This is a genomic window from Verrucomicrobia bacterium S94, assembly GCA_004299845.1.
Lineage (GTDB): Bacteria > Verrucomicrobiota > Kiritimatiellia > Kiritimatiellales > Pontiellaceae > Pontiella.
This window is the reverse complement of the sequence record CP036201.1, coordinates 1139208-1154359: the sequence shown is the minus strand read 5'-3', so window position 1 is coordinate 1154359 and position 15152 is coordinate 1139208. Positions and strand designations below refer to the sequence as shown.

The window sequence follows — 15152 nt, the reverse complement described above, 5'->3', positions numbered from 1 at the left end:
TCGGAACCTACAATCATCGTTCCACCCTACGGATCTTCAAAACGGTCATCCTTTTCCATTCCTTCAGGAACCGGCGGCGAAAAAATTTTCCCGGAATACCAGTTCAACTTCAATTCTCACCCTGCATACGGGAATGTAAATATCACCTTTGAGTGACCAGGAAACAAAAGTTTTTTCTTTCCCGCACTTTCAATCTCAACCGAAGTCGGGCAGTCGAGCCCGAGAATCGCATAGGGCGCATCGGCATTATGGCAGAACCAGTCACCCAGAGTTCCGGTGCCGGATTCAAACCAGCTGCACCAATAACCCGGAAGATAAGCCGGGCTGTAATCCACGGTCTGCAGCGGGCCTAACCACTTATTCCAGTCCAGAGTTTCCGGAACCGGTTCCGTTGCAGGCCGCTTATCGGCGACACTTCTCACCTGCCTGCACCAGGCTGTGCACCTCCCGAATCTCTCCAAGGCATCCCGCGCCCACCCACCGTTCCAATATTTTTATACCGATGCCCGAATGCCCCTGATTACCCATCTGACAAACCACGCCGGTTTCTTTTTCAAGACGCATAAAATCGCATACCTCGGCAATATTATGCGCCAGCGGTTTCTGCACATACACATGCTTGCCTGCTTTCATGCAGGTTGCAGCGATATAATGATGGGTATGATCCGGAGTCGATACAACCACCGCATCGATCTCCGGATGCTTATCCAGCATAACGCGGAAATCAACATAGAGCGGTTTGTCTGCGTAATTCTTAATCATCTCCTTCACCCGATCGCTTTGATCAACATCAGCAAACGCAACAATGTTTACATGCGGATCCCGTTCAAGACCCATCAGCGTCCACTAAAAAATTACCGCCGCTCCAACACATGCCGGTTAATCCGGTCGTTCGGCTGCGGAATAAAATTAATGGCCGCCCCGGCAGCCAGTCCGGCCTTCAATCCTGTACGTCTATTCAACTTCATGTTCATCCCCTTAAAGAATTCTGACCAACCACGGAAGGCACCGAATACGTGGAAAAGTTTCCTTGCCCTATGTCTGTCAGTGTATTCGGTGGTTTTTCAAAACTGACAGATTCCCCAAATCCCACTCCATTCGCCAGCAAATAAATCCGCTGCCTTTTTATGTTTCAGTACTATTATTACATCATGATTTCAACGCGCACATTCGACACCCCCGGCCCTTCTGACAAAAGAGGCCCGTGAAGTTCTGTCGACTGTTTTCAGCATCCAGACATTCCCCATGGTGCATCTCCCCAAAGCCTGCTCCATGCATTCCCGGAAATCTTCATTCAACTATCCGGTAAAAATCATTTTCGATGCGGCGAAGAAACCTTCATGCTGAATGAAGGAGAAATCTGCATCATGCCCGCCGACGTACCCCATCAGGAAACCGCAAAAGGCAACTCGTTTGCCAATATCGTCATTGTGCACAGCACCGACCGCTTCGTCGTACCGGCCAGCCATGCCTGGTATGAGCGACCGGGAGCCATTCCCATCAAAAAATGTCACACAGGAAAAGCCCGACAGCTGAGCGATATGCAGACCGGAACCGCTGAAGCATTCACCCGAAATTCACCCGCTGCTCCCCATCTGCTGCAAGCCTAGATCAGCCGGACAATCCCAGATATTCCGTCTCGGCCTTCTGTTCTTCAAGGCATTCTTTCACACGCCAGGAATGAATCACCTTTCCAGCGGCATCCAGTGCTTCAATTTTCCCCTCTTTGGCAAATTCATCCCAATGTTCCATACCGCCGAGAATTTCCAGATCCAGAATATTCATCGGCTCAGGAAGGGTCACCAGCATCCACGGATCGGTTTCAGTTTCAGAACGGGCCACGGAATGCATGTTCGGATGGCCGTTCATATTCAGATCCGCCGCAAGCATGGGGTCGGTTTCGCACGAAGACATCGTAATTTCAGCTTCCGGCACCCGATTGATTTTAGCCCAGTCTGAGCGTCCGACCGCCACAACCTCAGCAACCGAAAGCTGCTGATGATCTCCCGGAAGACTGATCCGCAGTGCCGCAACTTTTTCTTTCGGCGGCTCAACATGAACCGGCAGATATTCCGGAGCCCGTTCCGGGAACAGTCCTTTGCCTTCGATCTTAAAAACATAGGCATATTCGCACGGCGGTTTTTCAGGAAAGGAAACGCTCAGAGCATCATCCTTCAGTTCCCATTTTATCCGATCAGGAGAACCCAGCATGGAAATGGTTGAAATTTCAAGTCCCGGCAGCTCTTTCCGGCCAAGCGAACGAATGTTGATCGGCTCACCCCGCCAACCGCAAACCGTGGCATAAAGTGCGTTCTCTTTACGCGTAAACCGCACATCGTCTTTGGTCAGGTTCCGGCCGAGATTGTAATGCTCCGCATCGCCGTCATGCGTCGGACCTTCGCCGTAGCGATGCCACGGTTTCGTTCCGTACACCGCTTCACCGTTCAGTTTCAGCCAGTCCCCCATCCGGAAAAGCTCCTGCTTCCACTCTTCTTTCCATGAGCCATCCGCCTTCGGGCCGATATTCAGCAGTAACGTGCCGTTTTTGGAGACGATATCGATAAGCTGATACAGCCAGAATTCGCCGGTTATCTGTTTAGGATCCTCTTCGGCACCCATATAGAACCAGCCTTTGTTCAGGGTACTGTCCGACATCCATTGCGGATAGCGGATGTATCCGAATTTCCCGTGTTCCACATCATGAACCTGGCTCTTGCGGTTTTCAAAACCGACCTTGGTAGCCAGCGCCACGGTTTTTCCCCACTCCACCGATTTATTATAATAATGCGCGGTAAGCTTTGCGGTATACTGATCACTGAACCCTTTGTCCATCGTTCCGAAATCAAACCAGAGAAAATCAAGTTTATATTTATCGATCAGCTCGGTCGTCCGCGCATACCATTCCTTCACCCAGGCTTCACTCGGTCCCTTTTCAGGATCATGAATATTGTAAAGCTCCGGTGCCTTCTTCGCGTCATATTTGTCCGGATACATAAAAGAACTGAAATAGGTCCAGTTCCAGGCCAGATGGGACGTTGCCCCGAATTTGAACCCTTTTTTCCGGGCCTCTTTCGCCAGCTCACCGATCACATCGATATGCGGAGGTTTATCCACCGAATTCCAGGGGGTATAGCTTGAATCATACAGATCAAATCCGTCGTGGTGTACCGCCATACCGACAATAAACTTCGCACCAATCCGCTCGGCATCATCCACCCACTGTTTTGCACTGAATTTTTCAGCCGTAAACAACGGCGCAAAATCCTTGTAGCCGAACGCTGCCGGATCTCCGTGTTTTTCCTTATGGTATTTAAAAACATACCCGTCCGGACCGTTATACATATTCCGTCCGTACCAGCCGTTGAAACCGGCAATCGAATTATAATTCCAATGCCAGTACAGCCCGAACTTCGCCTTGCTGATCCATTCCGCCTGCGGATAGCGGTTCAGATCCGACCATTCAGCTTTGTATTCCGCGGCAACCGTCAACCCCGCAGATGCAGCCATCACCCCAAACAGTACTCTTTTCATGCTTCAGCTCCTCACTCATCTTATGCATTCAACGCCGGGCACAGATGTAAAAGGACAGAAAATGTTAATGATCTCATTAAAAAAGGGCGCAACCGATATGAGCCTTCCGGAAAGCCCAATCGGCACGCCCTTTAAACCGGCAGGATTTATCCCGGATTTATTCGACAGCGGCCACACCGCGCCGCGCTTCGAGCTCCGCTCGAATCTCCTCCATCTTTTTCCGGGTGAGCGGATAACGGCTCAGCATGATCAGACACAGAATCAATGCTCCGGCCTGCGGCAGCGAGTAGAATATACGCAGCCGTTTCATGGTTCCCGGTTCCAGGTTTTCCATCACTTTCTTACGTTCAAGTATATCCGTATATACTTCAAGCGAAATCGGTTTTTCGCCTCCGCCGGCTTCAAGCTTTTCCGCTTCCGTCATTTCCGCGTATTCCGCTTCCGCCTGAGCAACGATTTCGGTTTTAACGGCTTCGTCCAGTTTACTGTCAAACTTAACAATATGCTCCAGATTCCAACCGGAAATGACAATCGCCAACGTCATGGCGATTTTATTGCACCAGTTCGCAATAGCGGCAATCAGCCCTTCACTGCGCGTGCCGGTTTTATATTCATCCCAGTCACAGACATCGGCCCGCATCGAAAGAATCAGCACCCAGAAACCGCATTCACCGATGGCTACCAGCGGCTTCATTGAAAGCGCAAGCCAAGGACGGCCGGTAATTGTGGTAAAATACATTCCGACAAAAGCCACCAGCAGGATGGCACAGGATGCGAGCATAATTTTGTGTTTATCCACCCGGTTTCCAATCAGTCCGATGACCCAGGCCGTGGTCAGTGCAAAACCGAGACGCAGTGTTCCGTCAATACCGCCAAGTGCGGCACCTTTCACCACATCACCCTCATAGATGTAGTAGACATTCACAAAATAGGCCAGATTGGCTGTTGCCATAATGGCAAAAAGATAGGTTGCAATCACACCGATCACAATCAGCAGCGGCTTGTTTCTGATGAGTGCCGTAAGACCTTCTTTAAAACTTCCGGAGCCTTCTTTTGTCGCAATATCTTTATACCGTTCCTTATTGAAGATAGCCGGAAGAATCCCCGCCACAATAATCACTCCGCCGATAACCCAGCTGATGGAACGCACCCCGTTAATCTCTCCGCCGACCCGTTTACCCAGCCACATCGCCAGCGGAAACACCCAGACAATGCCGAGGTTGAAAAGCTCCTGGACATATTTCCGGACAATAAAAATCCAGCTACGTTCACTGTAATCCGGCGTCAGCTCCGCCCCCAAAGCTTCGTAAGGCACTGAAAAAATGGAGTAGACGGAGAAGAAAATCATCAGCGCCACAAAAAGATATGCAGTAATCGCCGCCGTTGACCAGCTCTCAGGGACCAGCCAGATCAGCGGAAACATCAGTCCCGTCAGAATAGCCCCGACAAAAATATACGGTTTCCGCCGACCGAACCGGCTTTTGGTCCGGTCGGAAATCCGTCCGACAAGCGGATCCGTAAAGGCATCCCAGCAACGGGCCGCCCCCAAAGCCAGACCCACCACCGTTGCTCCCAGCCCCAGAAAATCGACGAAAAAAGGCGTCAGAAAAATCCAGGCAAGACAGACATTCGCATAGTGATCAGAAACCACCCCCATGGAATAGGCTATCTTTTGAAGCAGCGGGATTTTATCCTCCGGCTTGATTTGCGGCTGTTCTTCATTCTCGTGCTTATTTTTTTCAGACATGATTAATCTCTTTTCCCTTTTCTATACTCATACATACCGGCTCCGACCTCCCGCATGGCTTCTACCATTTCAACATACGGAGTATCGCAGATATCCACGAGCCCAACGTTATAGTTTTCCCCATCCGCGCGCCCGGCGATATGCTCATCCACATACTGGAACCAGTGAACACCGACCATCTGCGGATTATCGAGTGCGCTGTACACATAATCTTTAAATTTTTCCGCACGGCCCGCATGCGTATCCGCTTCTTTCAGGCCGGGATGAAAATGCCCCCGTTCAGTAGACCCGAAATGGTATTCACCAATCATCATCGGACGGTCGATAAAGTGCGGCAGTCGCATACTGCGGATACTGTGCTCATACTTATTATAACTGACGACATCGCAATACCGGGAAGCCGCAACCGCAACGGTATCATTCACCCATGCAAAACGACATCCGAGATAAAGATGGTTGGGCGCCGCTTTTCTGAGCTCCTCCCGAATCGTTCTGAAATAGGTCTCCGCCGTCTTCGCATAAAACCGCCTCAAATCCTCCCCGGCCCGTACCGGATCCGGCGCTTCCGTCGATTCCTGCAAAGCCGTCCAGGATGTATAGGCCGTTCCCCAGGCAAGATTAAGCTGTTCAATACGTCCATATTTGCGCTTCAGATCCGCGATAAATTCCTGTTTCGCCGGCTGATCCGCCGGACAGGAAAGGGTTTCAATGGCCAGCGACATCCCGTCATAGCCCCAGGAAAGTTCATTATCCACATAAAATCCGATACACCACGGATCTGCCGCTTCTTCAGCCAAAACAGCCAGATTGGACTGAATCACCGCACGGAATGAAGGATCAAACACATCATGAAACTTTCCCCAGTACCCGCGGGAGCCGTCCAGCTCCCGATTGCCGCGTATGAAAAAATTCGCCACATAGGCCGTACGCTGTACCCGGTACACTTCCGGAAGCGCCCAGTTGGCCACCGTGTTCATATTCCAGCTTTTCAGTCGCCGATGCGCGAGATCGATAAACTGCGCCATCCAGTCTTCGCCGTATTTCCGATACAGATTCAGTTTATAAAACTGCAGGATTTTAAACGGAATTTTATCCTTATAAAAACCGTGTGGCGCCCAGGTGCAGTCCTGGTAGAACGATTCGAATTCCCCGCCTGCCGGAAGGCTTTCAAAATACGCCTCTCGGAATTCAGTACCGGTATAGCCGAAATCCGGATTCATACACGTCGGACCGGTCGACCAGAAAAGATAGCCTTCGGGATCCACCAGCCACCATTTTCCATCTACTTTTTCCACCCGGAAAAAACCGGTACCCTCCAGCTGCGGCCCGTTTTTCCACCCCCCGAACATTCCGAGGTCTGAACGCCCGGGATGAGCTTCCAGATCCTTTTCCTCCGCACGCCGGCGCTGTTCAAAATCGGCATCCGACCGGATTTTATCTTCCCAGTCACGATGCCTGTACTGCCCGTAAGTATCAACAAAAGGCAGATATCCATCCGGATCCACCCGCTTCACCGCACCTTCTGCCCGGATATTGGATACCGCAAACCACGAAGGTTCATGAACATGTCCGGCAAAAATCTGAATCCGCTCGATATTCACCAGATCCATCAGCTCAACGCCCGGCGGACGGCGCATCCCCACCAGTTCCAGCGGCTTGGAAAACACCCAGTCCTCCGTACTCAGCCGAACACTGATGGTCCGTGTTTCTGCGGGCTCCAGCCGCTCAAACCCCTGTGCATACTGAGGCGTTTCGATTTCCGATGCCGATGCACTGTCCAGCCGGATTCCCAGATAGATCGGTGCACTTCCCAGATTTGTAAAATCGGCTTTAACCGTGGAATACCCCGTAAGGTTCCAGGGTCCGTTCTCCGCCCTGAACGTTACGCTCGGCCATTCATCGTTTCCGCCGGTATAAATTTCGAGTGTATCTCCATACCGATTTGAAACCGCGGTATCCGTAAACTCTATCGATGAAAGCCCTGCACCTTCATTGAACGATACCAGCTCCATAGACGCTGCATACACCGACACAATCATCAGGCCGGACACAAAGCCCCCAAGCCGGCGGAGATGCGTTAGACCGGTCCGCTTCCGGCGGGCATCCTTAAAAGAGATCGACATTACTCCATCTCCACAGCCGCCCCGGCGAGCCCATCTGCGGCCGCCGAAACTTTACAACCCCTCTCCACCACCAGCAGACAGCGTCCTTTCGCGGTGGTTATACGGTCCGACTGATAATCCTGTATACTGAACGGCGAACCATTATCCACACCGAGCATCCTGCCGCCTTCAACAACAAACGAAATCTCCCGTTCCTCGGATTTCACCGGTACCCCCGACTCATCAACCAGCTGGGCAATCACATGCATTCCATCGGCACAAAGCTGAACCGCGGCAGGAACACCCGCGGTCTCCAGCTGATCCGATGCCCCCTCCGCACACGCTTCGAGTTTGCCCGGCTTATACGGAACCGCCCATTTGTAGATATGATCTTCAAAATCAGACAGCTTCTTTTTACCCATCGACTCCCCGTTAAGAAACAGTTCCACCGATTCACAGTTGGAATACACCTCAACGGCGATCATTTCACCCTCGGTATAATTCCAATGGGTATTCACATCATGCCAGATCCAGAGTTTCTGCTTCCAGGCCTCGGAATCCTCTTCACCGATGAATCCGGTCGACGCATCAAAAACATACGGCGACTTTTCCAGTGTCTGGGTAGTCAGATGCACATGCGGCTCATCACACCACAGCGTCTTCATCATATGAAAAGAGCCCTTCTCAAAACCCGCACGATCCAGCAGACCGGAATCCAGCGTATTTTTGGGCCACTGTCCGTTTACTTCACCCATATAGTCGATGCCGGTCCAAAGAAAGGTGCCGGGAACAAACGGACGCTCTTCAATCGCCTTCCACTCATGCCACTGACCCAGGTTTTCCGTCCCCATCAATGGAAGATCCGGATAATGCTCATGCCCGTAATCATACATGACGCGGCGATAACTGAAACCGATCACGTCCAGCGCATCGGCATAGCCCGATTCATAACTGGACGAAGGAAGAATACAGTTGGCAATGACCGGGCGGCTCGTATCCATCTCCCGGGTCCATTTCGCCAGTTTCTGAGCGGTTTCGCCGACATCATATTCACCGCGCGGCAACTCGTTCAGCAACCGTTTTATCTCTTCAATGGAATTCGGAGGAAGCTCCCAGAAATAATTCCCTTCCCAACCCATATTGAAGAAACCGGTGGCCTCGGCATTGCGCGGATAGGTCCACTCAATTTCATTACCGATACTCCACTGGAATATGGAAGGATGATTCCGATGCGCACGAATGACCGCTTTCAGGTCCGTTTCCGCCCATTGCTGAAAATGCTCGCAGTATCCTCTGGAGATATAATCATCATGCTGCTCATTCTGATTCCGGCGTTTATCCTTGGGATTATCCCATTCATCAAAAAATTCATCCTGTACCAGAAAACCCATTTCATCGCAGAGATCAAGGAATTCACTGGAGCCCGGATTATGCGCAATTCGAATCGCATTACATCCCCCCGTTTCAGTGTTTCAAAACGCCGCCGCCAGACATCCTTCGGCACAGCGGCACCCACGCACCCTCCATCGTGATGCAGGCATACGCCTTTGATCTTCATATTCTTTCCATTCAGAAAAAATCCTTCATCCGCATCAAACCGGATAGAACGGATACCGAATAGCGTAGTGGTTTCATCGACTTCTTTTCCATCTCTGGAAACCGTTGTTACCGCCGTATAAAGATTGGGACATTCAACATCCCATTTACGGGGATTGGAAATTTCCAACGTCTGAATGGTGCTCGCCTCCGCCTGCGCAGAAACTTCCGCCACACGCTCGCCATCAGGATCCAGAATGGCCGTAGTCAGCACAGCCCCGACCGGTTCACAAATCTCCACCTGCACCCGGACCGTTGCCCGATCCTCCAGCACTTCGGGCGTAGTGATGAAGGTGCCCCAAACCGGAATATGCGTTCCGGAGGTGCCGATCAGTTCGGCACTGCGATAAATGCCTGAACCGGTATACCAGCGACTGTCACAATAACGCGAATGATCAACCCGAACAGCAAGCACGTTTCCACCGCTTTTCACCTTATCGGAAATATCATAATAAAACGGCGAATAACCATACGGGTGGTCGCCCAGCTTCTCTCCGTTAAGATACACCGTCGCATTGTTATAGATCCCATCAAAATGGAGATAGGTCACCTCCCTGTCCAGAGCCTGGAATGTTTTACGGTACCAGCCGATACCGCCCGGGAGATAACCGGTTGCGCCTTCCCATTTTTCCGAAAACGACTCCTCAACACTCCAGTCATGCGGCACTTTCACAGTACGCCACGAAGCATCATCAAAAGCCGCCGCCTCCGCTCCGGAAATATCCTCTTTAATAAATTTCCAATCGCCGTTCAATGAAACGATTTTTCTACAGTTCATAAATATGTTCCGGTTAATTCAGTTTCAGCACAACCCCGGTAGAGGTACCGTATTTTCCGCCACGATAAGCCCCGAAAAGATATTCCGGCCGGCCGTCTTTCATCAGCAGCTGCGGTCGTTCAAACCGACCTTCACCCCAGGCGCCGGTGCCCGGTTCGTCGAAATAACGGAAGGCATCCCAGTACGCAATCTGAGGATCACCCCACTTCAGTCCGTCGTCAGATTCAAAAAGCAATCCGTATTCATGATTCCAGAATCCCATATCCCGCATAATCATTCTGAACGTCCCGTCTTCATGCCAGATATAGGCATCCTCACTCTGCGCATCCTGAACCTTTTCCCGAAGATTAATCAGAGCATCCTCCCCCTGCTTCACATACGGACCTTCCAGATTTTTAGAAACCGCCAGACCGTACTGACGATTGGAATTACGCCAGTCGCCGGTATCCAGATCCCGCTGCCAGTCGGCAACACGCCAGGATTTATAATAGAGCCAGAATTCCCCGTTCGGATGCTGAAGAAATGCAGGATTGGACGTACATACCGAGTTCCAGGCCTGAGGATCCTCCGAAGGCAGAATCAGCGGCTCGTCGCAACGCTTCCAGGGACCATACAGTGAATCGGAGGTCGCCACCCCCACACGTTTAGTCATTACCGTACCGTCGGAATTTCCCATGTAGAACAACGCATATTTATTACCGACTTTATGGATGGTCGGATTGTGAATCGTCATGGAATCCCACCACTCGCCGCCGCGGCCGGTCAGCGCTACATCCACTGTTGTATACGACCCGGCCGGCTCATCGGCCACAGCATGTGCAATTTCACTGACCGTAAGCCACCCTTCGTGCCCGGCATCATTTTTCCAACGTGAATAAAAAACATGCACTTTTCCATCCGGACCGTATATCGGAGCACAGCCCCAGATATTATAATCAGGGTCTTCAAGAATACGGCCACCGGCGCTGAGACGCCTGCAGAAATCCGATACCACTTCCGGACGTGTTTTCTCTTTCTCTTCCATTTTCTGTTTCCCGTAATTTCAATATCAGTTATTCAAATTCACCTGCAGAACCGCACAGGCCACTTTCCCGCCGGTATCCGGATAGATCATTTCCAGCACACTGGTTTTCTTCAGGGCCTCCATCGGCACACGGAACTCAACCATACCGAAAAAGTTGGCCCGCCCCTCCTGATCATCCCCCGCCCAGTTGGTCGGAATTTCCAGTTCTGTTCCATTCAGCGAAATGGTCGAAGGCAGCGGCTGTTTTCCCAGCTCCCGTCCCGGCGAAAGACGCAGTACGGCCGTTCCTTTTCCGGTCGGAACATCCCGGAATGTAAACCTGACCTTCTTTCCGGCTTCTATATCCTGCAGATAATCTGTTGCATAAACACGATGTTCGCGAACCTGACCATTTGTCCGAAGCGGCTCCTTCAGATCAATCATCAGCATCACCACATCACCCTCTTCCATATCGAGGCTCGAAGGAATGGCACTTACAGGATGCTCGCCGAGAATCGGCCGTTCACAGTTGGTCGTCAGCGAACGGATCATGACACGTTCCGGAATCAGACCGCTCAACCCCGAAAGACCGACCTGTTTCGAATCTTCGTCCAGATTCATAAGAATAACATTCAGCCGATTGCCGTCGGCCAGCATATGCACCCGCACATCCGGATTGGAGGAACTGCTCTGGCGCCATTCCCCGTTGACCCCTTTCCAAAAATAGTAGAACAGCGTCAAATCGGTTTCCGCAAATGAACCATCGGCCAATCTGCGCCAAAGCAGAAACGGGTTGGCCTCGCCGGGCACCGGATTCTCCGTCATATCGTAGGTCCAGGTGGCTTTACCCAGAAAAAACGGAATGGTGCGCATAAGACGGTCCGGATGATCCATATAGGTCATCAGCTGCCCCATCGCCGAATAGAGCATACCGGCCGACCGCTCCGCGCTGTAGGGCATGGTATTCATATTCCCTTCCGGAATCTTGCCGTACTCAGTAATCATAATCGGTTTGGCCACACCGAACTTTATGTGGCTGTAGGTATCGATCAGATCCATGATCGCCTCGGAATTGCTGCCCGTCCGATTGCGGGGAGTGCCCTGCACATTGACCCCGTCATAAATATGATATGACCAGAAATCCATGTTTTCCCCGGCAATATCCATAAATGTTTTCTGCCAGCCGTTCCAGTGGTCAAAATTCCGGCTCTCAACCTCCACCCAGGCCGCCGAATAGCCGCCGACCATCACATCCGGATTCAGTTCTTTCACCCGGCGGGCCACTACATTGTGCTGTTCACACATCTCTTCAATAGTACATGGAATTTTTTTAGCTTTCACAAAAGGTTCATTATACACCTCAAGAATCTTCGGCCGTTCGGCATCGGAAAAGGCGTGTTTCAGAAACTGAGCAGTGAATTCCGCCGTCGCTTCCGGCGTTTTCGGTCCCCACGGTGTCGAGGTATTGCCTGCATGCCCGTGCATGATTTCCGGGTGAGTGCACAGAATCACCTTCTCCATATTTGAGGGATTCATCCTCCGCCCGGCATATTCATCGCGGAATTTCTTTTTAAACAAAGCCTTGAGCCGGCTTACATCCGGCATATCCGGATTATCCGGATCAGCCGGAAGATCCTCCGCCATCCACGAGATCAGACCGCCGTCACGGCCGTAATTGGCTTCCAGCACCTCTTCAATGTATTTCAGATCGGCATCTTCAAGGTCCGTCGAGCCGAACCCTTCGTGAATCGTAATAAACTGATTCCGGTCAAAAACCGATACACCTCCGATATTCCGGACTTTCCCCGGATCAAGCTTAACCTCAACCCGCTCTGTTTCAGCTCCACTGAGCAATGGAACCACCACGGCCATCGCCGTCACTGCCGTCAACGTCTTCTTCATCATCATCTATCCCAATTAAATCGTGAGTTACCTACTATACGTCTGCTTCCGCATTCCCCGGAAATCCGGAGTGTTTACATTCACAATGCGCAACGTAGCATATACCTGATGCGTTTCAATGCCCTTTCAACCATCCCCGGACCGCTCCGTGTACGCAAAGTTTACACAGTAACGGCTACTTTATGCGGCCGGAATCGGCCTTTTGGTCAAAAAATACGCCGCAGGTGCTGCTGCAAAGCCCCTCACCGGCTGCCGTCAGCAAAGCATCGCCCGCTCCGCTCCGGCCTTTCTGAAGAATAATCAGACACCGGCCCCTGGCGTCCGGCACTGATCCCCCGGTTGTCCTGCAGGATCGCCGGCGGTTTCAATCTCCCGCTCAGCTTCTACGCATTCCCCGTTCCGGGCACCCCCTTTCAGCGATCCCGGTTTAAAGGACACGACCCAGCGGAAAATTCGGTCAGCCGATTCGCAGTTGAAATAGACTTCGATATAGACCAGCCCCTGTCAGCATGATTCCAATGTTCGTAAAATTACGGCCAGTCCGTCCGGTGCCTGCTACACGCGGCATTCATGGATCCACACAAGAAATGCCGCACCGTTTACAGACCGCGGGCATCGTACAGTGCCAGAATATTTTCCAGCGGCACGTCCCCCTCAAAATCCTGGCTGGGACCGAGAAGATAACCGCCGTCACGGTTCAGCGTTTCAATGAAATATTCCGCCTCCGCTTTCACCGCTTCGGGAGTGCCGTGCGGCAGCAGGTCCTGCGTATCAATTCCGCCGTGAAAACAGAGCCGGTCCCCGAAATCAGCCTTCAGCCCTTCCGGTTCCATACCGGATACCTTCTGGATCGGATCAAGGCCATCCACATTACAGTCGATCAGATTTCCAATAATTGAACGTACTGCCCCGCAGGAGTGCTGAAGATAGAACGCACCATACGAATGCGCCAGCTCAACCAGACGTTTTGTATTCTTTGCAAAAAACTGATTCCACATTTCATTACTGAACAGCATCCCGTTCTGGGTCCCGTAGTCATCACAGACACACAGAATATCAATCCGTCCATCCGCAGCTTCAAACATGCGCCCGTAATATTCGAGTTCGAAATCCACCATCCGGTCAAAAAGATACTGTGCATATTCCGGCTCCAGCGCCATATCGACATAAAGCTTTTCCGCATCCACCAGATTCGTGACGAACTGATAAACACCCGGCCAGCCGATACGCAACGCGCGGGTTTCATGCTTTTCACATTCACGCCCCAACGCCTCATAATCAAAATAATCCGGATTCGGCCAGGTCCAGGCCTCCAGTTCTTCAATGGTTTTCGTCTCCTGCAGCGGATAGTATGTTGTGTGTGCATTATACTCTGCTCCGTTCCAGTGCATCACGTATCTATATCCGAACGGATGAGTGAATTCCCTGCGTCCCTCCGCATCTTTACCGACCGGAAGCTCCGGGCCGATATACGGCGCATCCACACACCACACATCAATATCCAGCTTATCGTGAACCGCTTCATAGGAATCCACTCCGAAATGCTTCATCAGCTTTTCATAGGCCACATTCACCCCCTTCATAAAACACGGAACCCGATCCGGTGTTTTATGTTCAAAGGCTGCCCGCACACGTTCTTTCGATGTCATTGTCATTGATTATCCTCTGTTCAGACCCTTCAGCAAAACCCCGGGCCCTGCTCCTGTTTACTTTTTTCGCTTACGCTTCCACTCTTATTTCCGGTGGACATAGATATAATATGCACCGGCCGGCGTCTGCCCGACTTCGTCCAGCAGAAGCCCCTTCGTAATCAGAAACAATACTCTTATATGCAGAAAGCATCACCCGGTCCGGAACGGTATGCGGTTCATGCGGCAGACAGGTGGCAAGACACACAAAAAACGGCTGTTTCCTCTTTTCCACGATGGAATCAATGGCGGCATCAAAAAACACATCGGGTGCATAGCCTTCACGCCGCTCGCGTTCACCGTTATGCCAGTACATATCATTCACACGATCATTATCAAACCAGTCATCAGTCATCCCCGTTCCGCCGTCACCCTCCTGCCCCAGCCGTTCATCAAAACCGCGGTCCATCGGACGATACGGATAATTGGCCCCCAAATACCATCTCCCGAATAATCCGGTGCGGTAACCGGCAGCCTTAAACAGATCCGTCATCGTCACCTCATAAACACGAGGATAATTCCCTTCCGCAATGGTATGCCATCCCTTGACATGATGGGAATATTTCCCGGTCAGCAATGCCGCTCTCGTCGGAGCACAGGTCGGATCCGCATGAAAATCGGCAAAACGGACCGACTGTTCATACAGCTTATCGATGTTCGGTGTTTTTACGACCGGATTGCCATGACAGCTCAAATCGCCGTACCCCTGATCATCTGTAATGACAATAATCACGTTGGGCTGCACCACAGCAGAACACACAGCCGCTATAGACAGCATTCCCCCGATCATCGCAGCGATCTGCTT

At 51.5% G+C, this 15152-nt stretch carries 10 protein-coding genes and 1 pseudogene; 1 reads left to right on the top strand and 10 read right to left on the bottom strand.

Annotated elements, in window-relative coordinates; translation table 11 throughout:
* Positions 1-116 precede the first annotated feature (116 nt).
* Positions 117-422 (bottom strand): hypothetical protein, encoded by a 306-nt coding sequence (locus EGM51_04860; GenBank protein QBG46755.1) that lies wholly within the window; start codon positions 420-422, stop codon positions 117-119.
* Positions 403-837 carry a Gfo/Idh/MocA family oxidoreductase gene (locus tag EGM51_04855; GenBank protein ID QBG46754.1) on the bottom strand — a complete coding sequence of 145 codons (435 nt, stop codon included), beginning with the start codon at positions 835-837 and terminating at the stop codon, positions 403-405. The genes EGM51_04860 and EGM51_04855 overlap by 20 nt, the downstream gene beginning before the upstream one ends.
* A gap of 401 nt (positions 838-1238) precedes the next feature.
* Here EGM51_04855 and EGM51_04850 point away from each other — a divergent pair, with 401 nt between their 5' ends.
* The gene (locus tag EGM51_04850; GenBank protein QBG46753.1) at positions 1239-1610 is read left to right on the top strand and encodes a cupin domain-containing protein; all 372 of its coding nucleotides are present in this window, start codon (positions 1239-1241) and stop codon (positions 1608-1610) included.
* Between the two features lies 1 nt (position 1611).
* Here EGM51_04850 and EGM51_04845 read toward each other — a convergent pair whose 3' ends face one another.
* The 8 genes and pseudogenes from EGM51_04845 to EGM51_04810 all read right to left on the bottom strand — a co-directional run bounded on the left by EGM51_04845 (position 1612) and on the right by EGM51_04810 (position 15137).
* Entirely contained in the window at positions 1612-3531 is a 1920-nt protein-coding gene (locus EGM51_04845) for an alpha-L-fucosidase (protein ID QBG46752.1), read from the bottom strand.
* A 157-nt stretch (positions 3532-3688) separates the two neighbouring features.
* Positions 3689-5278, bottom strand: coding sequence for an MFS transporter (locus EGM51_04840; protein QBG46751.1), 1590 nt, complete (start codon positions 5276-5278; stop codon positions 3689-3691).
* 2 nt (positions 5279-5280) lie between these two features.
* On the bottom strand, positions 5281-7401 hold the full coding sequence (locus EGM51_04835) for a beta-agarase (protein ID QBG46750.1): 2121 nt from the start codon (positions 7399-7401) through the stop codon (positions 5281-5283).
* Positions 7401-9754, bottom strand: a pseudogene (locus tag EGM51_04830) (glycoside hydrolase family 2 protein). The gene EGM51_04835 and the pseudogene EGM51_04830 overlap by 1 nt, the downstream one beginning before the upstream one ends.
* A 13-nt stretch (positions 9755-9767) precedes the next feature.
* On the bottom strand, positions 9768-10778 hold the full coding sequence (locus tag EGM51_04825) for a glycosyl hydrolase family 43 (protein ID QBG46749.1): 1011 nt from the start codon (positions 10776-10778) through the stop codon (positions 9768-9770).
* Between the two features lie 24 nt (positions 10779-10802).
* Positions 10803-12659 carry a beta-agarase gene (locus EGM51_04820; GenBank protein QBG49246.1) on the bottom strand — a complete coding sequence of 619 codons (1857 nt, stop codon included), beginning with the start codon at positions 12657-12659 and terminating at the stop codon, positions 10803-10805.
* 599 nt (positions 12660-13258) lie between these two features.
* On the bottom strand, positions 13259-14314 hold the full coding sequence (locus EGM51_04815; protein QBG46748.1) for a methyltransferase: 1056 nt from the start codon (positions 14312-14314) through the stop codon (positions 13259-13261).
* A gap of 64 nt (positions 14315-14378) precedes the next feature.
* On the bottom strand, positions 14379-15137 hold the full coding sequence (locus EGM51_04810; GenBank protein ID QBG49245.1) for a hypothetical protein: 759 nt from the start codon (positions 15135-15137) through the stop codon (positions 14379-14381).
* Positions 15138-15152 lie beyond the last annotated feature (15 nt).

Coding starts and splice junctions, on each gene's coding strand:
- EGM51_04855 (QBG46754.1), bottom strand. CDS start 837: ATGGGTCTTGAACGGGATCCGCATGTAAACATTGTTGCGTTTGCTGAT.
- EGM51_04845 (QBG46752.1), bottom strand. CDS start 3,531: ATGAAAAGAGTACTGTTTGGGGTGATGGCTGCATCTGCGGGGTTGACG.
- EGM51_04840 (QBG46751.1), bottom strand. CDS start 5,278: ATGTCTGAAAAAAATAAGCACGAGAATGAAGAACAGCCGCAAATCAAG.
- EGM51_04835 (QBG46750.1), bottom strand. CDS start 7,401: ATGTCGATCTCTTTTAAGGATGCCCGCCGGAAGCGGACCGGTCTAACG.
- EGM51_04825 (QBG46749.1), bottom strand. CDS start 10,778: ATGGAAGAGAAAGAGAAAACACGTCCGGAAGTGGTATCGGATTTCTGC.
- EGM51_04820 (QBG49246.1), bottom strand. CDS start 12,659: ATGAAGAAGACGTTGACGGCAGTGACGGCGATGGCCGTGGTGGTTCCA.
- EGM51_04815 (QBG46748.1), bottom strand. CDS start 14,314: ATGACAATGACATCGAAAGAACGTGTGCGGGCAGCCTTTGAACATAAA.
- EGM51_04810 (QBG49245.1), bottom strand. CDS start 15,137: ATGATCGGGGGAATGCTGTCTATAGCGGCTGTGTGTTCTGCTGTGGTG.